At 44.2% G+C, this 21,108-nt stretch carries 8 protein-coding genes and 4 pseudogenes; 10 read left to right on the plus strand and 2 right to left on the minus strand.

The genetic code is table 11. The annotated features are described in order from the left end of the window. The first annotated feature begins 10 nt into the window (after positions 1 to 10). Positions 11 to 935, plus strand: a pseudogene (locus tag JCM16418_RS11635) (carbohydrate ABC transporter permease). A 14-nt stretch (positions 936 to 949) separates the two neighbouring features. Further along, entirely contained in the window at positions 950 to 2,560 is a 1,611-nt protein-coding gene (locus JCM16418_RS11640; protein ID WP_036648982.1) for a type 2 periplasmic-binding domain-containing protein, read from the plus strand. Between the two features lie 68 nt (positions 2,561 to 2,628). Here JCM16418_RS11640 and JCM16418_RS26640 read toward each other — a convergent pair whose 3' ends face one another. Both JCM16418_RS26640 and JCM16418_RS11645 read right to left on the minus strand, forming a co-directional pair. After that, positions 2,629 to 2,862: a helix-turn-helix domain-containing protein gene (locus JCM16418_RS26640; RefSeq protein WP_306304772.1), complete on the minus strand. Its 234-nt coding sequence runs from the start codon at positions 2,860 to 2,862 to the stop codon at positions 2,629 to 2,631. After that, positions 2,799 to 4,925, minus strand: coding sequence for a PDC sensor domain-containing protein (locus JCM16418_RS11645; RefSeq protein WP_306304773.1), 2,127 nt, complete (start codon positions 4,923 to 4,925; stop codon positions 2,799 to 2,801). Before JCM16418_RS11645 ends, JCM16418_RS26640 begins: the two co-directional genes overlap by 64 nt. 169 nt (positions 4,926 to 5,094) lie before the next feature. Between JCM16418_RS11645 and JCM16418_RS11650 the strand changes: the two are divergent. From JCM16418_RS11650 to JCM16418_RS11685, 8 genes and pseudogenes are all read left to right on the plus strand, one after another. After that, positions 5,095 to 6,479: pseudogene (locus JCM16418_RS11650) on the plus strand (alpha-L-fucosidase). A 62-nt stretch (positions 6,480 to 6,541) separates the two neighbouring features. After that, positions 6,542 to 7,828 (plus strand): alpha-L-fucosidase, encoded by a 1,287-nt coding sequence (locus JCM16418_RS11655; RefSeq protein ID WP_036649344.1) that lies wholly within the window; start codon positions 6,542 to 6,544, stop codon positions 7,826 to 7,828. A gap of 140 nt (positions 7,829 to 7,968) precedes the next feature. After that, positions 7,969 to 9,288 carry a glycoside hydrolase family 125 protein gene (locus tag JCM16418_RS11660; protein ID WP_036649347.1) on the plus strand — a complete coding sequence of 440 codons (1,320 nt, stop codon included), beginning with the start codon at positions 7,969 to 7,971 and terminating at the stop codon, positions 9,286 to 9,288. Continuing rightward, a pseudogene (locus tag JCM16418_RS11665) lies at positions 9,285 to 12,451 on the plus strand (beta-galactosidase). Before JCM16418_RS11660 ends, JCM16418_RS11665 begins: the two are co-directional and overlap by 4 nt. Further along, positions 12,444 to 15,179, plus strand: a complete 2,736-nt coding sequence (locus JCM16418_RS11670; RefSeq protein WP_036648984.1) for an alpha-mannosidase — start codon at positions 12,444 to 12,446, stop codon at positions 15,177 to 15,179. Before JCM16418_RS11665 ends, JCM16418_RS11670 begins: the two are co-directional and overlap by 8 nt. A gap of 39 nt (positions 15,180 to 15,218) precedes the next feature. Further along, positions 15,219 to 16,240 (plus strand): annotated as a pseudogene (locus JCM16418_RS11675) (carbohydrate-binding family 9-like protein). Between the two features lie 6 nt (positions 16,241 to 16,246). Then, positions 16,247 to 18,880 carry a transglutaminase domain-containing protein gene (locus tag JCM16418_RS11680; protein ID WP_036648986.1) on the plus strand — a complete coding sequence of 878 codons (2,634 nt, stop codon included), beginning with the start codon at positions 16,247 to 16,249 and terminating at the stop codon, positions 18,878 to 18,880. Between the two features lie 220 nt (positions 18,881 to 19,100). Continuing rightward, entirely contained in the window at positions 19,101 to 21,059 is a 1,959-nt protein-coding gene (locus JCM16418_RS11685) for a methyl-accepting chemotaxis protein (RefSeq protein ID WP_242403807.1), read from the plus strand. The last annotated feature ends 49 nt before the right edge of the window (positions 21,060 to 21,108 follow it).

Consider the following 21,108-nt stretch of genomic DNA (forward strand, 5'->3'; position numbering starts at 1 on the left):
GTGATGGCCGATGACTTCTGCTGTTAAAGAAACCGGTCGGGACAAGATATTTCTGATATGCAACTATATTTATGTGTTCCTAGCTTTTATCATTGTGGCCTATCCTTTGGTGTATATGATAAGTGCTTCCATTAGTGATCCGAAGCTTGTAGGTTCTGGTGAAATGTGGCTGTTTCCAAAGGGAATTACCTTTGATGGCTACAAAAGAGTATTCGAGAACAACAGTATCTGGGTCGGATACCGCAACACGATCCTTTATACCGTGGTGGGGACGGCGATTAACTTAATTGTTACGCTTCCAGCAGCTTATGCACTCAGTCGCAAAGATTTTCTAGGACGCAACTTTTTTATGGGTATGTTCATGGTTACCATGTTCTTCGGCGGTGGCCTTGTGCCAACGTACTTGCTCATTAAAAATTTAGGGATGATTAATACGATGTGGGCCATTGTGATTCCTTCAGCAGCCTCGATCTGGAACATCATCGTTTCTCGTACATTCTTCCAGTCTTCAATTCCGAAAGAGCTTCAGGAGCAGCCCAAATCGACGGATGCACTAACTTACGGCTATTCATTAGGATTGTGCTGCCATTATCGATGCCGATTATCGCAGTTATGGCTCTATTCTATGGGGTGGGGAATTGGAATAACTACTTCTCAGCACTTATTTATTTAAATGATTCTGCAAAATACCCATTACAGCTTGTTCTACGTCAGATTCTTGTTCTTCAGGAAATGTCGGCTCAAGGTGGGGGGCAATCGATGCTGCCGCAGCCGCTGCACTTAACAGCAAAGCGGAAATTGCAGCACTGGTCAAATACGCCGTTATTATCGTGGCGACCGTGCCTATTATCGCAATTTACCCATTCCTACAGCGTTATTTTGTACAAGGTGTTATGATTGGTTCCGTAAAGGCTGATCTTACCATACTCAACTAAAGGGGAGTTATTACATGAAAAATCTTCGCAAGGCATCATCCATGTTGTTATGTCTGACAGTAGCCTCGACATTGTTAGCTGCTTGTGGTTCATCTAAAGGTGAAGATTCTTCTGCTTCTGGAACGTCCAAAACGGCTCAAGATGTTAAGAAGGAAGGCTTTCCTATCATAGACAAGCCGCTGACGCTTTCCATGATGTCACAGGACGCAGGCGTTGCAGATTGGAATAAGATGCCTGTAAATCAGGAAATGGAGAAGCTGACAGGAATTAAGTTTACGTATCAGCTATCACCGATTGATAGTTTTGCTACCAAGAAAAACCTAGTGTTTGCCAGTGGTGATTTGCCAGATGTGTTCTATGGGGCAGATCTTAAACCAGCGGACCAAGTGACATATGGTACACAGGGCGTACTCGTTCCTCTGGAAAAATACATTGATGAAGGATATGCACCGAATATTAAAAAGATATTTGATGAGCATCCAGACATCCGTATGTCCTACACAACACCAGACGGACATATCTACGCACTTCCTAATATTGATCTTTCAGCGGTGTGGTACCGCAGTCCAATGTGGTATAACGGTAAATTCCTGAAAGCGCTTAAGATGACGGAGCTGCCTAAGACAACAGATGAACTGTATACCTATCTGAAGCGTGTTAAAGATGAGGATGCGAATGGAAATGGGAAGAACGATGAAATTCCACTTACTTCTGTTAAACTAGACGATTTACGTATGTACTTCCTTGGCTTCTGGGGCATTTATGATGAAGTGTACTACGCTGATAAGGATGGAAAGGTCCACTATACGCCTCAAGAAGAAGGCTACAAGGGCTACTTGACATTTTTGAACCGCCTCTGGAAGGACAATCTGCTGGATCATGAGACATTCTCGCAAACGCCTGAGCAGAAAAAAGCGAAGGGGCAAAGCAATCAGATCGCATTGTTTAACGACTACTACCCTTACTTCACACTTGGAGGTGAGCCTAGCAGCGACAACCCTCTTATGACACCGGTGAAGAGTGAAGTGGCTGGATCACCAGTCTATGGCAAGCATCCTGGTATTTCCGCACAAGGAACCTTTGCCATTACAAGTAAGAACCCTGCTCCGGAAGCAACGATGCGCTGGATTGATTACCAATATGGTTATGAAGGTGCAACGCTATATTCCCAAGGACCTGAAAACGTACTGTGGAAGTATAAAAACAAAGAAACACATGAGAAAGAATGGCTTCCAGTTCCAGGTGGAAAAGAAAGAGACGAATACCGCGGCACGCTTACACCGAACTATGGTATTCTCACGCCTGGGATGAACTCAAGTGAGCTAACCAAAGGCCTTAAGACGGACTTTGACAGTTGGATTGATAAAGAAAATGCGGACAAGCTCACTCCAATTGGAAAAGCACCATTCCCTAACGTATATCTGACGAATGAAGAGCAAAGCGAGGCTACTGCCTTATTGTCGGATTTAAATACGTATGTGAAGCAAATGGAAGCTAAATTCGTAACTGGACAAGAGCCTCTATCCAATTGGGACCAGTATGCAGCTCAAATCAAAAAAATGGGTAGTGATCGTATCGTAGAATTATATCAAGGTGCATACGATCGCTGGAAATCAGCTAAATAAAGTGATTCACGCATAAAAAAATGAAGCCAACATATCCCGGTCTAACGACCGGATGTTGGCTTTAATCATTATTCGTCCTCCAAATTTGGCTCTAATCCAATGGAGTCACTTTGTGAGAACATCTTGCGGTATTGGCCGGGGGTATAGCCCGTTTCCTTCTTGAATTTACGAATAAAGTTAGGTGTATCCATATAACCGACCTTTAGAATGATGTCCTTAAGTGGGTCATTCGTCGTCTTCAGTTGGTGCATAACCTCTTCCATTCTATTTTGCCAAATATATTGAATGAAATTAAGTCCCATCTTTTCCTTAAACGAACGACTAACATGGGAAGCGAGATGCCGAACTCGAAGGCCACTGTCTCAAGGCTTAAGGTATGGTCCATATAATGCTCGTTAATATAGCCAACAATTTGATCAATGATGGATTGTTCTTCCTTTTGATTGTTCTGTTCAACCTGATCACAGATCTGAGAGGCGAGATTCAGCAGGCTACGTTCTAGTTCATCTAAGGAATTGCTATACATCAGATTAGGTGCCATTTCCTGCATCAAGTTGTGATTACCTATCTCGGAAGACGTTTTCAGAATCGTATTCAATAGGTCGTAGCTTATGCAGCGAGTGAGTGAAGCAGAGAGCTCAGACGTTCGCAGGCTTTGAATAGCTGAATGAATCATCTGGGCCGCCACATCGTAACTACCCTGCTTGAGACTCTGAGCGAGCTTCATGAGCGTATTGTTCGGAATCCAGAAGGCATGATCAGGCGTGTAAGATAGCTTTTCAAAATAGGTGACTGAACCGTGGCCTGTGGATACTCGAAGTTCAAAAGCTGAGCAGGCCTCAATGAATGACTGATTCAGCTGATCGGGACTAGAATAGCAGGTTCCGACCCCAATCATAGGGATGATATCAAAAGTTTCGAGCATATTGCTGCGCACGGCTTCGACAATCTGACGTACATGTGAGAATTCATCCATCTGGTTGTTTAGGTTAAAGCTGATAATGAGGCCAAGCTGATCAAGCTGCGATAGCTCAACACCATATCCGTGGGCGGCTAGTTCCGGAAATTCAATCTGGGTGAGCAGATGAATCATATCTTGACGTTCTGCTCTTTCATTCTGAATATCCTCGTCCCATGCTATGACCATGACAAAGTGATGGGAGCAATCAAATTCTAGATCAAAGGCTTCTTGCAGCTCAGGCGTAAGACTCTGAGCACTCCCATATTTAAGGAGCATCGATAGGAAATGATTACGGGCAAAGGGTTCCTGAAGGTCTATCCGTGAGCTGTATTCCTGGAGTGTAGTCCAAATACGGTCAAGCTCATTGCCAGATACGATAGAGCCATCTACGGGGCGCTTTGAATTAGATTTAGAAGCCGCAAATTCAACCAGCATAGATATCGGTTGATATTGCATTTTGGCCAGCAAAAGTGCGATAGCAGCTCCAACGATAACGACGATGACAAATAGCATAATGATGAAACTACGCACATGCAGAACACTGCTGAAGAATTGGGAGCTCGGCATGATTGTCACATAGGTCCAGCCATTATTTTTCGATTTGACGGATACAATCGAGTGAGCTTTCCCATTTAGGGTGCGGTCATGAATACCCGGCGTTAGGTTATTAAATAAGGACTTCGCCTCCGCATTCGTTAACGCTTCACCTTGGCGGTTATCTACAAGAATTTGACCGTTGTTGTCTAGGATGTAAGTCATACCTTGAAAGGTCCCCAAAACGGAATCAATTAGATTGCTGAGCTCGGATTCTTTGATCAGGTACATGATCGTTCCGTGCGGAGTGGGACTGTTCGGCGTAATTGGAATCAGATAAGCTAGCTTTGTTTCCTGAAGTTGAGAAGAGTTACTAACCATATCTGCTGGACGCATGGTCGGAAATTTCACTTGATCCAAATCTCGAAAAAGGGTTTCTTTCTTCCAATTTTGAAAGCTAAAGCTCTTTGCAAATACATCTATATTGGATAGGCCTTTGCTAGAATAGATTTTATTATCCTTATGAAAATACAAGAACATCTCGTCAATGATAGAGCTTGTTGCTTTGTATTGATCTAATGCTTGGATGGCCTCTCCGCTATAAATCGGATCATGAACTCGATAGGGTGTCAGTCTTGTATCATAGGAAACACGTGATGCGATTTCACTGAGTTCTTTCATTCGGCCGTCAATAATCACCTTGGTTTGCGTTAATTGACCCAGACGGGACTGTTCAATTTCGGTCCGAAGATTACTGACTGCGCTTTCATAAATGAATATAGTCATTAGAATTAATGGGATAAGCAAAATGAATAAGTAGGACCAAATGTATTTTAAGAATAGCTTGGATTTGAAGTAGTTCAGTCTCATTTATTCTGCCTCCTCTATATCAATAATTAATCTAGTTAAATTTAATATACCAACAAAGCGAGCATTTGGACATAGAGCGGAATACGCAATTTTTATCATACCATTACTTCCACACGACTGTAATCTGCGATGTGAAGAAGTAATAAACAAATAAATTGGAGGTATCCCAATGAGTGAGAACCATAGGTTAGAAGAGCAGGTACCAGTAGTAGAACAGGGTGTTCATAACTATAGCAGCGAGGAGAAATGGGTTAGACCAGAGGAACCGCTTCTGCTCGAACGACTTGAATGGTTCAAGGATCAGAAGCTAGGTCTGATGATGCACTGGGGACCCTATTCTCAGCTAGGTATAGTTGAATCATGGGCATTAAGCGATGAAGATGTAGAATGGTCCCGCAACGAGATCGATTGGGATATAGATGCTGAAGAACTCAAACGGCAATATTTTAATTTGAATAAGACGTTCAATCCACTTCGCTTTCAGCCGGAGGTATGGGCTGATTTGGCTGCGGATAATGGTTTCAAATATTTGAATTTCACGACCAAGCATCATGATGGTTTCTGCATGTGGGATACACATACGACCGATTACCGCATTACAGGTCCAGATTGTCCATTCCATACACACAAATATGCCGACATAACCAAGCAGCTATTCGATGCGTTTCGCGCGAAGGGGTTAGCGATCTCTGCCTACTTCTCTAAGGCTGATTGGCATACTCCGTATTACTGGGCACCAGAAATGAAGGAAGGGACATTTACATCTCGTGGCCCTACCTATGATCCCAAGGAAAAACCCGAACTGTGGGAGCAATTCGTACAATTCACTCATGAGCAAATTATGGAATTGATGACGGATTACGGACGTATCGATATGCTATGGCTTGATGCGGGATGGGTCAATGATTATCGTGATCAGAACGTCAGATTGGGTGAAGTCGTAGAAAGGGCACGTGAAATCCAGCCTTGGCTTCTCTCGGCGGATCGTACCGTTGGGGGTCCTTATGAGAATCTGATTACACCAGAGCAGACATTGCCTGAAGGGCCGCTTCATGTTCCATGGGAGAGTTGTATCACGATGGGTTCTGCGTTCTCTTTCCGCTATGAGGATAACTATAAATCCGTACGGGAGCTTATTCATTTGCTTGTTGAAATTGTTGCTAGAGGTGGTAACTTAGCCCTTAACGTTGGACCTCAACCTGATGGAAGAATATCCAAAACGGCTATTTCCCGAATCCAGGGCATGGGAGCGTGCTGAATATTCACGGGGAAGCGATCTATGGAACACGGATCTGTGAGCCATATTCTATTGGTAACTATCATTTCACTAGAAAAGGCGACACCACGTATGCCTTCTACTTGTACAAGGATGATCAAGAAGTTGTTGAAGAGGAGCTGTATATTCCTATGATGATTGAATTTAGTAGGATTGATCTGGTAGGCGGCCAGGACAAGCTAGATTATCGGCGTATAGAGAACGGCATAGTTGTCCGCATGCCGGAAACGGAGCTTCAAATCCAGGCTCCAATCGCGCATGTATTCAGAATCCAGTAAATAATCTGATTTATAGCTTAGGAAATAACTCTATGAATATATCGGGAAAGGTGCTGTCACATATGCAAAAATGGTTTGAGGAAGCAAAATTAGGCATCTTTATTCATTATGGTATTTATGCAGTGGATGGGGTTTCAGAATCATGGTCTTTCTATAATGGAAGAATGCCCTATGAACAATATATGAAACAATTAGATGGCTTCACCGCTTCCAAATTTGATGCGGACAAGTGGGCTGATTTGATTGAAAAATCAGGTGCGAAATATACCGTGCTTACGACGAAGCACCATGATGGCGTGGCGCTATGGGATACGCAGTTTAGTGACTTGAACGTTGTGAAGAAAACGCCAGCTAAGCGTGATCTTATTCAAGAATATGCTGAAGCCGTGACAAAGAGAGGCATCCATCTTGGGATGTACTATTCGCTGATCGATTGGTCGCATCCTGATTACCCAAGTGTGTATGAAGGTGGAAATATACCTGAGGATCTTAGCACAGTGAATAAATACTCAAGCCCTCTAGATGGTATACAGGATGAAGAGAGATGGCAGAGATTTTTACAATTTAACAATAATCAGCTGCGAGAAATTTTAACGAATTACGGTAAGGTGGATTTATTGTGGTTTGATGGGGATTGGGAACGGAGCGCCGAGCAGTGGAATCTGCCGGAGTTTAAACAGTATCTTCAATCGTTCAACCCGGATATTATCATCAACTCACGTCTTCAAGGTCATGGCGACTATAAAACACCAGAACAGGGAATTCCGATCACGAGACCGGAAGGACCATGGGAATTCTGCACCACAATTAACGGCTCATGGGGCTACGTACCAACGGATAATCAGTATAAATCGCTGAATCAGATCATTCGTATGTTCTGTGACTGTATATCCTTAGGCGGAAACATGCTGCTGGATATTGGACCTATGGAAGATGGAACGATTGATCAGAGACAAGAAGATATTTTGCTAGGTCTAGGAGAATGGATTCGGGCGCATGAAGAAGCGGTATTTGGAACAGAAGAAGGAATTATGACCCGATATTACTTAGGCGGTAGTACGATTTCAAAAGACAGAAAGACGCTCTACCTTTTTGTATACGATGATCCGAAAGAAAACATTTGCCTCAAAGGACTATGCAATCCTATCAAGAAAATTACCGTAATGCATTCTGACAAAGAGCTTACTCATGAAATTCATGGGGGTGTGCCTTGGTTCAACATTCCGGGTACGACTTGGATTCATATGACAGCCGAAGATACGCATGAGCAAGTCACGGTCCTCAAGCTTGAATTAGAAGAAGAACTGGATATGTACGGCGGTTCGGGAGCTGTGGTCACTCACAACTAGTAAACCGATGAAAGCTATGAATATTGCTAAGGAGGCTGCATGATAACCATTCATCCTCCCTCATCCCAATGAATAATTTACGCGCTTTGAGATTAAGCGGATTTACATTAAGCGAGTTTGATATATATAAGGAGGTTCTTATGGAATCATTTAAATTACCCAAAATTAAGATGCCTGAAATGACACTCCCCCTAGCTATTCAAGAAGTACTCCAAGAAGCAGAGGAGAAACTAGCGGGTCGTCCGAAGCTTCTTCAATTATTTAAGAATTGTTTTACGAATACATTGGAAACGACAACTAAACTTATGGAAGACGGAACAACATTCGTGATTACAGGAGATATTCCAGCTTCGTGGCTCCGTGATTCGGTTGAGCAAGTGATGCACTACGTCCCATTTGCTAGGGATGATGCAGACTTGCAACGTATTCTAAGTGGCTTAATAAAACGCCATATTCAATATATACATATTGATCCGTATGCAAATGCATTCAATGAATCTGCGAATGATTGGCATTGGAACAAGGCGGATATCACGGATATGTCACCATGGGTATGGGAGCGGAAGTTCGAGATTGATTCCCTATGTTTCTCGATGCGCTTAGCACATTCGTATTGGAAAGAAACAGGTCTGACTGATATTTTCGATGCGGGCTTTAAATCTGCTATGCGTTTAATCTACGATTTGTTCAAGACCGAACAGAGGCACTTCGAGTTATCGCCATATCGCTTTACGAGAGATAACGGAATTCGGACGGATTCGCTAAGCAACAATGGTCAAGGCATGCCTGTCAATTATACAGGGATGGTATGGTCTGGTTTTCGCCCCAGCGATGATGCTTGTGACTTTCACTACAACATTCCAGGAAACATGTTTGCGGTTGTAGCTCTTCGTCATATGCAAGAGTTTGCGGAGTGGATATTCCGCGATACGGACTTCTTGAAAGAACTCAAGGCACTCGAAGCGGATATCGATCACGGGATACAATTGTATGGCATTTATCGTCATCCAGAGTTTGGTCCGATTTATGCATATGAAACAGATGGATTTGGAAACTACTGCTTGATGGATGATGCAGGTACACCGGGATTGATATCCATTCCTTATCTTGGTTACGTGTCAGCTGAAGATCCAATTTACCAGAATACGAGACGGTTTGCGCTGTCAAAAGAGAATCCTTTCTTCTTCGAAGGAACAGCGGCTAGAGGAATTGGAAGTCCACATACGCCTGACGGGTTCATCTGGCATATGGCATTGTCGATGCAAGGAATAACAGCGACAACGAAAGAAGAAAAGCTTGAGATGATCGCGATGCTTGAATCTACAGATGCAGATACTGGATATATGCATGAGGGATTTGATTCGAATGATCCTCTGAATTTTACAAGATCATGGTTCGCATGGTCTAACAGCCTATTCTCGCAGTTTGTCTATCAAGCGATGAAGGAAGGGATTCTATGAGACATTCGACGATTATTTTTTATGACCCTTCTTTTCCCGGTCATTCGATGCCTGAAGGTGGCGGTGTAGAAGTATTGGAGAAGATGGGTACGGTCGTAGACGCAGATGGATTAGCAGAAGCACTTCGTTCTACGATGGACGGTTGTTTGGTTAACCTACATGCTCCGTACTTTCCAAAGTTAGCATGGCCTGAGATCCTTGCCTTCTTAAGACGTGGAGGCGGACTCATAAGTATTGGTGGGGCTCCATTTCGAAATCCGGTTCGTTATGAAGAAGATAGCTGGAAGGTGGAAGCGGAACAAACTGCTTATCATCGAGACATGTATATTCATGAAATTTTGCGAGTTGAAGTAGAGTCTATAACCGAGTTTACTGCATTGGATCGAATTCCGCTCCTTGTCGGTCAGGAGTCGTTGTTTAGTATTCAAGACACTTTGAATCTGGTACCGCATACGACTCGGAATAGCGATATTCCGCACCAGATGGGATCTGCAGGTACCATGTCTACCCAGATATATCCTCTGCTGAAAGGCATCAGTAAAGAGGGACGTGAAATCGCAGCCCCTGTCGTGTTATGGGAAAATACTCGTGGTGACTTTGCGAACTCGCGTTGGTTATTCGTGAATGTGCCACTAGCGGCGACATTCTGGGAACAAGGCGGAGCGAATGCATTGACAGATTGGATTGGATTTTGTTCCAAGGCGGTTACGGAGCTGTGGATCAAAACGAATTACGCGGTATATGAGCCAGGGGAACATGCTGTGCTTACACTGCAAACACAGCGGATAGACCGAATAGAGACATCTGACAAACATACACATCGCTGGACATTTGAACTTACTGTAGAGCAGGAAGAAGGGGATCAGTACTGGGAGCAACGTTTCACGACAGAAGTAACGCAGAACATTGATTTTGTACGTATCCCTGTTTCCTTAGATATTCAAAGTGGCCTGTATCGTGTGACATGCCGTGCAACTGCAGAAGACGGCGAGGTACGTGTGCTTCATCAAGGATTCTGGGGGAATGATCCTCAGTTACTTTCGGAGGGAAGTCCGCTGGTTTGCAATCGAGATTATTTCATTAAGGATGGACGTCCACTTCCGATTGTAGGCATGACATACATGGCTTCGGATGTGGCACGTAAATTCCTCTTCCTACCGAATGCAGATGTATGGGATCGAGACATGAAGCAGATGTCAAAGGCAGGGATCAACTGGATTCGCACAGGTATTTGGACAGCGTACCGTAACATGATGCAGGTTGATGGTCACGCTTCGGAAGAGGTGCTTAGAGCCATAGATGCCTTTTTATTGACGGCAAAAAAATATAATTTACAAGTGACATTTACGTTCTTCTCCTTTACACCAGAGACATGGGAAGGACTTAATCCATATCTGGACCCACAAAGTGTTGAGGCGCAGAAGCGGTTTATCCGTTCCATTGTATCTCGTCACAGGGAAACGACGAACGTGGATTGGGATTTAATTAATGAACCTTCGATGTTCGATCCGGCAAAGGTTTTCTCAGCGGGACCAAGATCCTGCAACGATCGTTTTGAACAGGCGGCCTTTATTGACTGGCTGGAGCAGCGACATGGTCGAATTGAGCTTCTCCAAGAGCGTTGGAATATGACTCCGGCCCAGCTTCCAAGCTTCGCAGCGGCTATGATTCCTGGCCCACAAGAAATTAATTTCGACGTGCAAGATATGATCATGAGCAAGAAGGGAACCCGCTGGCTCGATTACTGCTTATTCTCCATGGATATGCATAACCGCTGGGCGAAACAGTTATATGACACAATTAAGGAGCAATGTCCGAATCATCTGGTTACGGTAGGTCAGGATGAGGCGCTAGGGGCGCAGCGCCCGTCACCTTTTTTCTATGAGGAAGCCGTTGATTATACGACAGTTCACTCGTGGTGGCTTAACGATGATCTGGTCTGGGATGGTATCTTTGCGAAGACCGCCAATAAGCCGAATGTCATCCAAGAGACCGGAATTATGTATGTTGAGACACCAGATGGACTAGCGAAACGTACAGAAAAGGAATTGCGAAATATATTAGAACGCAAGTATGCGTATGCTTTCTCGACTGGAGGAGCTGGCGCCATTCAATGGATATGGAATACAAATTTCTACATGGATAATGCGAATGAATCGCATATCGGAGCGTTACGTGCAGATGGTACACAGAAGCCAGAAACGAATGTGTCTTATGATTTCGGGAAGTTCATAAGTGAAATAAGAGACCTATTCGAGGAACGTACCCTTGAGGAGATTGTCGCCATCTTCCCTTATTCGAATGATTTCTCCAATCGAAAATTGGCATATGAAGCAACAACAAGCCTTGCACGTATATTGTCATATCAGTTAAACATGCCATTCCGTGGAGCATCTGAATATCATTTAGATGATCTTGAAGCAAACCCTGCGAAGCTCATAATGCTACCTAGCGCACATAATATTGATGATGTGGCATGGACTCGCCTTCTAAATATCGTAAAGCGCACAGGTGCAACGCTGCTCGTAACAGGTCCTCTGGGCATCGATGCTACTGGAGAGAGACAGACCGATTAACAGAGCTACTAGGTGAAGGTCAACTTCGCAATGTAAGACGCGAAGAAATACTAGATTTACAAGGGAAGCAGATTCCTGTGTCTTTCGGAAAGCGGCGGATTGCTGAGTTAAGTAAGGAAGTGCGTATGGGAAGTCAGCATGCTACTACAGGTAATTCCAGTGCAACCTCAATGGGTGATACCGTAGTCGATATCCCACTAGGCAGCGGAAGATTAATCTGGAGTCCGCTTCCGATAGAGCTGAATGAACGGTCGGAATCTGTAGCAGAGCTGTATCGTTATGCCATTTCAGCGGCCGGCTGCGAAAGCGGTTTAGAATGGATTAAAGGTGGGGACCTCGCAGGTGTATATGGGCGAAAGCTACAGTTTAAAGATGGTTACTTATATATTTTCGTATCGGAATTCGGCTTGGATACGAATATTGAAGTGAAGGATACCGTTACACAGAAGAGTTATACTTTTGTGTTGGAACAAGAACGATCAGTCCTCTTTGCAACAGATGCACAAGGTCAGATCAAGTCGGTATATCGTTCTGATGAAGTTCATATCCAAGTAGGTGCGAATAAGGGGGACATAGCGAATGTCTAACAAAAAAACAGCTCATATCATCTCGCATACCCACTGGGATCGGGAATGGTATTTACCGTATGAGAAGCATCATGTTCGTCTTGTGAAGCTGGTAGATACACTCCTCGATAAGCTGGATCAAGACCCTGATTACCGCAGCTTCTACTTAGACGGACAGACGATTATCCTAGAGGATTATTTGCAGGTCAGACCTGAACAGAAAGAACGGCTGGTGAAGCATATCCAGAACGGTCGTATTCTGATTGGCCCATGGTATATATTACAGGATGCATTCTTAACGAGTAGTGAGGCCAATGTTCGTAATATGCAAATTGGTCATCAGGATGCGCTTCGTTACGGGCAAATATCCAAGGTCGGTTATTTTCCGGATACCTTTGGGCTTGTGGGTCAGACACCGCAGCTCATGCAGCAATCTGGAATCAACAATGCGTTCTTTGGTCGGGGCGTAAAGCCGACGGGCTTCAATAATACGGTTGCAGATGGTGAATATGAATCGTCCTTCTCCGAGTTACAATGGGAAGGACCGGATGGCTCGAAGGTACTCGGCATCCTGTTTGCCAATTGGTATTCGAATGGTAATGAAGTGCCGGCGAATGCTGAGGAAGCCATATCATATTGGAAAAGGAAGCTTACAGATGCTGAGAAGTATGCCTCTACAGGCGAACTACTCTTCATGAATGGCTGTGATCATCAACCCATTCAACTAGATTTGCCAGAAGCGATTCGGGTAGCTCGTGAAATGTATCCGGATACCGAATTTATACATTCAAATTTCATAGATTATTTACAATCGCTAGAACAATCGTTAGATCGCGAATTGTCTTCGGTAAGAGGTGAGCTTCGTAGTCAGCGGACCGATGGCTGGGGTACACTCGTGAATACGGCATCCGCCCGAGTATATCTGAAGCAGATGAATCAGCAAGGGCAAATGATATTGGAAAAAATGGCTGAGCCGCTATCCGCATACGCTAGTCTACTTGGTCATGAATATCCGCATCATTTATTAACATATGCTTGGAAAACGTTAATGAAGAATCATCCACATGACAGCATCTGCGGCTGCAGCGTCGATGAAGTGCATCGCGAAATGGTGACTCGCTTTGAGAAGAGTCGGCATGTAGCTGAAGCGATCATACAGGATCAAGTGAAGGTTATTACAGATCGTATTGATACTACTTGTTTCTCACGTTTCGGGGAAGATACTCGGCCGTTCACGGTCTTCAATATGACGGGCCATGAACGCAGCGGAACAGTCACGGTAGAGCTGGATCTTATTCGTCACTACTTCAACGAGGACCTATCTTTTGATGAAATGAAATCCCGTGTTAAGCAGCTTGCGTTGGAGGAGCGGGTCGTGGTGGATAGCGAGGGAAACGAACTGAAGAGTACAATAACGGATCTCGGACTGCAATTTGGTTATGATCTGCCTGATGATAAGTTCCGCCAGCCGTATTTCGCGCGTTCGCTTCGAATAGAATTCGCAGCCTCAGCAGTCCCTGCGAACGGGTATAAGGCATATGCATTGATTCGTAAAGATTCGGATGCTGCTAAGGACGGGACCTCCTCGTCATTGTTGGTCAATGAACGGACTATGGAGAATGAATATTTGCAAGTAAGCGTAGAACAGAATGGTTCTGTTACGTTAACAGATAAAGCTAGTGGCAGAACGTTCAGTGGATTATGTATATACGAAGATAGTGGTGATATTGGAAACGAATATATGTACCGACAGCCTGACGGCGAGTCACCCATGACAACGGAGAATATAGTAGCGAGTGTAACGGTTATGACGGATAAGTCATACGAATCGGCAATGCAAATTGTGCATCAATGGGCAATTCCGAAGGGCGCTGATTCTCTTCTTCAACAGGAACAGGATGAGCTGGTATGGTTTACAGGTAGAAAGTCTGCACGTTCTGAGGAAATGATGCAGCTGGAGATTACGACGACGATCACGCTTGAACAAGGGGCGAAGGGCTTGAAAGTCAATACTTCATTCAATAATCAGGCGGCTGATCATCGCTTGAGAATGCTGTTCCCAACGGATATCAATAGTAGCGTTCATCAGGCTGATTCCATGTTTGAGGTTGCTACTCGAGATAACCAGCCGGCGGTGGAGTGGAATAATCCAAGCTATTGTCATCACCAACAGTCGTTTGTCAGCGTGAAAGATGGAGAAACAGGACTTACGATTGCAAACAAAGGACTAAGCGAATATGAAGTGCTTCGTGACAGCCGCAATACGATCGCGGTAACACTGCTGCGTTCTGTAGGAGAATTAGGCGATTGGGGAGTATTCCCGACACCGGAAGCGCAGTGTTTGGGAGAAGCACGGGCAGAGCTTATGATCATTCCTCATGGAAATAATGCACCGGAGGCAGCGTATGCGGTAGCTTATCAATTTCAGGTTCCGTGGATCGCGGAGCAGACCCATCTACAGAAGGGAAGTTTGCCACCCATATACCAGTGGTTTACTTGGGAGGCACAGGGCTTGGAACTATCTTCTGTGAAGATGGTGGAAAATACAGGTGATCTAGCACTACGCTGGTTCAATATGACGTTAGGTGAGAGCGCATTAACGGTTGAACCAAAGTTCTCATTTAACGACGTTCATAAGAGTAATGTCCTTGAGGAGCGGCAGGAACGCATTGATGGTACCAATGGTCAGGTAATTAAATTGGCTAGCATAGGTCCAGCAGAGATTGTTACGATTCTAGTCAATATTTAAGTTATGAATTAAGCTAAAAGACACCTGGGGGAAAATAACATGAATCGTAGCGGAGTACCTGAACCGAAGATTGAATATGCTCCCAAACATTATATATGTCAGCGTGCGCCAGGTCAGCTTGTTCTTGATGGGCGTGTGGATAAGCCTTCTGGGCAGTCGCGGACTGGACAGAAGACTTTGTTGATATCGAAGGGGATCTAAGGCCGAAGCCCGCGAAACAAACTCGGGTTAAAATGCTTTGGGATGACGAATATTTCTATTTTGCAGCGGAATTAATAGAGGATCAGATATGGGCGACGTTAACGGAGCGCGAATCGGTCATTTTCTATGATAATGATTTTGAAATCTTCATTGATCCAGACGGAGACACACACCAATATTATGAGTTCGAGATCAATGCCCTAAATACCGTATGGGACTTAATGCTGGTTAAACCCTATCGTGATGGTGGACCTCCTGTTAACGCTTGGGACATTTATGGACTCAAGACTGCAGTGCATATTGATGGCGAGCTAAACCGTCCGGATGCAAAGAACCGGAAGTGGAGTGTTGAGGTAGCCATGCCTTGGACGAGCTTACGTGAGTGTGCAGCAGAGAGCCGTCCGCCGATAAAAGGTGAATTCTGGCGCGTAAATTTCTCGCGTGTGGAGTGGCAAACCGAGGTTCAAGAGGGTGAATACCGTAAGGTTATCAATCCATCTACGGGTACATCTTATCCAGAGGATAACTGGGTCTGGTCTCCGATGGGCATTATTAATATGCATTATCCCGAACTTTGGGGATACGTTGTGTTCGCAGATGAAGAAGGTCCTGAATCATTTGAGATTACCGCAGATGAACGGATCAAGTGGGAGCTTCGCAGGCTCTATTACCGTGAACGTAATTACTTCGAGATCCATGGTGAGTTTACAACGAATGTAAGGCTATTGATGGGCGACGAATCGTGGAGTATCCTACCTAAGATTGAGACGACAAGCAGTCTATTTCAGATATCAGCGCCGTCATCAGACGAGAAAGTCATTTTTTGCATCAGAGAAGACGGTAAGCTGTGGAAGGAGTGAATCGAGATGACCATACAGACATCTGTATTCTCATTAGATCGCAAAACGATGGAACTTATTGAGAAGAAATTTCTTGAGAAGAAAGTGATGGCTAAGAATAGAGAACATGAGCTGTTTGATATTTTTCAGCAGGAATTGTCCATAGAAGAGACTTGGGCGCTTAAGTATCTATTCGCATATATGCCAGTGAATGATATGGCAGATTACAACGGTTCTTTATTCTTAAATCATGTGCGACAGACATTGGAAATTCGTAGACAGATGCCTTGGGGAGAACGTGTACCCGATCATTTATTCCTTCATTTTGTACTGCCCTATAGAGTCAACACGGAGAATATTGAGGATTATCGCGGTGTTCTGTATAACGAATTGGTCGATCGGACAAAAACATTATCGATGGAGGAGGCGATACTAGAAACCAACTATTGGTGCCATGAGAAAGCGACATATATTGGAAGCGATATGCGGACAATGTCACCACTGACGATGATCCGAAATGCGCGAGGACGTTGCGGGGAGGAATCTACGCTTGCGGTTGCAGCTCTTCGCAGTATAGGTATTCCTGCTCGTCAGGTATATACACCGCGCTGGGCACATTGTGACGATAATCACGCGTGGGTGGAGGCATGGGCTGATGGTACTTGGTACTATATCGGTGCGTGCGAACCAGAAGCCCGTCTGAATCAAGGGTGGTTCAGCCTGCCTGCACGAAGAGCCATGTTAATCAATACGAGCATTTATGCAGATTATCCAGGACCCGAGGATATTACCTTAGTTGATGATGGATTTACGGAAATCAACTTGTTAGAGAATTACGCGCCAACGCGCATTATCACCGTGACGGTGAAGGATCAGCAGGGAAAACCTGTGCACGGAGCTAACGTCCATTTCGAGCTGTACAACATGGCTGAATTATATCCAATCGCTACGCTTCCAACGAATGAGCAGGGAGAAGCGATATTAAAGACAGGCTTTGGCGATTTGGTGATTCGCGCCGTGAAAGATGGTATGTGGGGACAAATGAAAATTACGGTTGCGGATAGCAATCGTTATGAACTCGTGCTAGAGGCTACGAAGCAGCCCGTAGAAACTGTTGATTTTGACATGGTTCCGCCTCCTGAGCTGGAAGGTGAAGCTTCGGGCGCACTTTCTGATGAGAGAATTAAATATCATAACCAGCGGCTTGAGGAAGGTACCAAAACGCGTACTTTGTATGAGAATACCTTTTTGAGTGAAGAAGATGCTTCCGCGATTGCCCGTAATGCCAATCTTCCACCTGAGCGCGTATGGGATGTATTACAAAAAGCCCGTGGGAATAGCAGGGAAATTGCATCTTTTCTACAGAAACGCTCTAGTGAATATGGTGAGTGGCCGCTAAGGCTACTGGAGACCCTGAACGAAAAAGACTTGGTGGATACGTTCATTCCTACACTGGATGATCATCTGACAGGTGCACTCGCGCAGCGTGGAGACCTCCCAGAGGATACGTTCACATCATATATACTTAGTCCACGGATCTTACATGAAATGATTGTACCGTATAAACATTTTTTCCAAGATGCGTATAGCACTGAAGAGTCAGCAGTGTTTAAATCTGATCCTTCAGAGCTTGTCCGCAGACTGGAACAGAACTTTGGAATCTGGGAAGACCTCCCGAATCTTAGAGGTAGAGGAAATCCAATAGGAACATACTCCATGAAGAAGGGCGATCCGGTGTCATTAGATATTCTATTCGTGGCTGTATGCCGCAGCTTAGGTATTCCGGCTCGCTTACATCCAAGCGAACAGAAGCCACAGTATTGGCAGGGGGGAAGCTGGGAAGATGCCTTGTTTACAATAGCTTCTATTGAAGAACAGCCTGAACAAACGGCATGGGGTATGCTTCATCTGGTCAAGGACCCTGAGGCAACATTGGAGACGCCGGCGGCTTCCTATGCGGAGAACTTCACGTTCGCCCGTTTGGAGAATGGAGTATATAAGACGTTAGTTTATCCAGATGGTAAACGTGACGTTTATGATGAACCGTTTGAGGTCGAGCCTGGAGCCTACCGTTTAACGTCAGGTATCCGCTTGAAGGATGGGACGGTAAGAGTTCGACTTGCTTTCTTTACCATATGTGCGGATGAGCAAACGGAAGTTATGCTAACGTACCGTGAGACGAAGGTGGACATCCCTGTGCTCGGTAATATTGATCGCTCGAACAACCTAACCCTGCTGGATGGAACGGTGAAGACAGTTGGAGACCTGATCGGCGATCGAGGTGCCATTGCGGCCTGGATTGAACCTGAGCGGGAACCTACGAAGCATCTCTTCCGGGAGCTTGGCGAGTTGGCAGAGCCCATGAACAAGCTTGGCGTTCCAATCATCCTTGTAATCGGACATGCGGAATGGAGCTCTTCATTTGATCCTGCTAATTATCCGAAGTTACCATCCCACACTATTTTTGTGAGAGATTTAACTTATGCTTCATTACCGGATTTCATTTCGGAAGCTCCGGCAAATGAGGCCGGATTCCCACATCTGTTTGTGCTGGATAGTCAGGATCAAATTCGTTATACTGCTTCTGGGTATAAGATCGGAATGGGGAACGAGGCTTTGCAAGTTTTATCTAGTCTAAAAAATAGCGCAGCAGAAATATAGACTTATCCCTTTGGAAAAGAGGAGACCCACTTCAATTGAAATGTGTCTCCTCTTTTATATTTATTCGACAAATTTCGATTAAAAATATAATTATTTAAAATTTTAGATTTTAATAAAGTATATTAGCACTATAACCGATAGTAAAAATAGGCGAAAAGTAACACGTTTTTTGCTACATCGTGAGAGAGGTTGATTTTACATGAGGACGAAATTGCAAAAAATGTTGAGAAATAATTTTAAGACGAAGCTAATCGTAGCATTTACGATGATACTCATTATTCCATCATTATTGATTGGGGTGTTAGCGTACAACCAGTCGAAGATCGAGATCGGAAAAGAAATTGTGGATGGTGCAAATGAAAATATTGAGGTTGTTAATTACACGGTAAGTAACATGATCGAGCCTCGAATGAAGGATGCGGACTTCTTCTCTAAACATATTGATCACAGTTTGTATGATGAGAGTGCTGAAATTAGAAAAGACTTTGAAGAATATATGGAAATGCATAAGGATGAAGTATCGAGTATTAGTATAGGCACAGCGGAGGGACGATATTATCGCTCACCGGATCTGAAGGTAAAGCCAGGTTTTGATCCAAGAACAAATGATTGGTATAAAGTTGCAATGCAGAACAAAGGGAAGGCGATTGTATCAGATCCATATACCTCCTCCTTTAATGGAAAACTTATAATTACCATTGCAAAAGCAATGAACGATGGTTCTGGTGTTATCGGCATTACGATGGGTATGGATCAAATTGAGCAGATAGCTTCATCTGTCAATATTGGTGACGAGGGATATATCATTATTGTGGATAAGAGTCAGAAATTTATATACCATCCTAAGCAAAAGGTTGGATCTGAGGCGAAGGATAGCTTTTATAAAAATTTATATACAGGCAAAACCGGTAATTTCAACTATACGCTGGATAACAAAGCTAAAGAGATGTTCTTTACCACGAATGAAGTAACAGGGTGGAAGGTGGCTGGAGCCGTATATAAAACGGAGTTTGATGAAGCCGCGTATCCAATATTCATAACTACTTTTGTAACGATCATCGTCTGTTTAATCGTCGGAGGGTTGATGATCTTGATTATTTTGAGATCGATTATAAGGCCCATTAGACGCTTAAAAGAACATGCGGTTAAAGTAAGCGAAGGGGATCTAACCGTAACGAATGTGGTGAAGTCTAATGATGAAATTGGTGAACTGAATGAGGCATTTAGCATCATGCAGCATAATCTTCGTTCCTTAATTAAGAATGTTGAGACGGGGGCTGAGCAGGTAGCGGTATCGTCAGAAGCACTAACAGCTAACGCTCAACAGACCAGTGCGGCAACGGAGCAAATTACGTTTGCTGTGCAGGATATTGCGATAGGAGCGGAAAAACAGACGAATGGAATTGATCAGAACGCAAGAGCAATCGAGGAGATTTCTCATGGTGTTGAGCGAATTGTAGATAGCGTGAGGGAGCTCGCAAATCTGTCAGAGCATTCTACACAACAGGCTGATGAAGGGGGCGCATCTATTAACCAGGTTGTTGAAACCATGAATTCCATTTATACGTCCGTAGAAGAGTCAGATCGAATGGTGAGTTCGCTATATGAGCGTTCAAAAGAAATCGGAGCGATTTCCAAAGTTATAGGTGAAATTTCTACACAGACGAATTTACTTGCATTGAACGCGGCCATTGAAGCGGCAAGGGCTGGTGAGCATGGACATGGATTTAATGTGGTTGCGGGTGAAGTGCGTAAATTAGCTGAACAATCTCGAGTGTCTGCGAAACAAATTTCGGATTTGATTCAAGAGATACAGGAAGAGACGAAGGCTTCGGCGTTAAATATGAAAAAAGTTTCGCAACATGTTGAGAAAGGCATAGAAGTCTCTGGACAAACCATTCAGAAATTTGAACAAATTGTAATAAGTATGCGAAATACAACCCCGCATATGAATGAGGTTTCGGCTATTACAGAACAAATATCAGCGGAAATCCAAGAGGTTAGCGCGGTGGCGAGCGAGCTTGCCTTGCTATCAAGTACAAATGCAGCAACCTCGGAGGAAGTAGCGGCATCGGCGGAAGAACAGTTAGCGGCTATGGAGGAAATTTCATCTTCTTCCCAGACGTTATCATTTTTATCCGATGAGCTAAAGATTCAAATTCAGAAATTTAAATACTAGATATTAAAAAGGGCAGCTCACATCATGTGAACTGCCCTTTCTTTAGCAA

The sequence above is a fragment of the Paenibacillus pini JCM 16418 genome, assembly GCF_000576305.1.
In the GTDB taxonomy this organism is placed as follows: Bacteria; Bacillota; Bacilli; order Paenibacillales; family Paenibacillaceae; genus Paenibacillus_AQ; species Paenibacillus_AQ pini.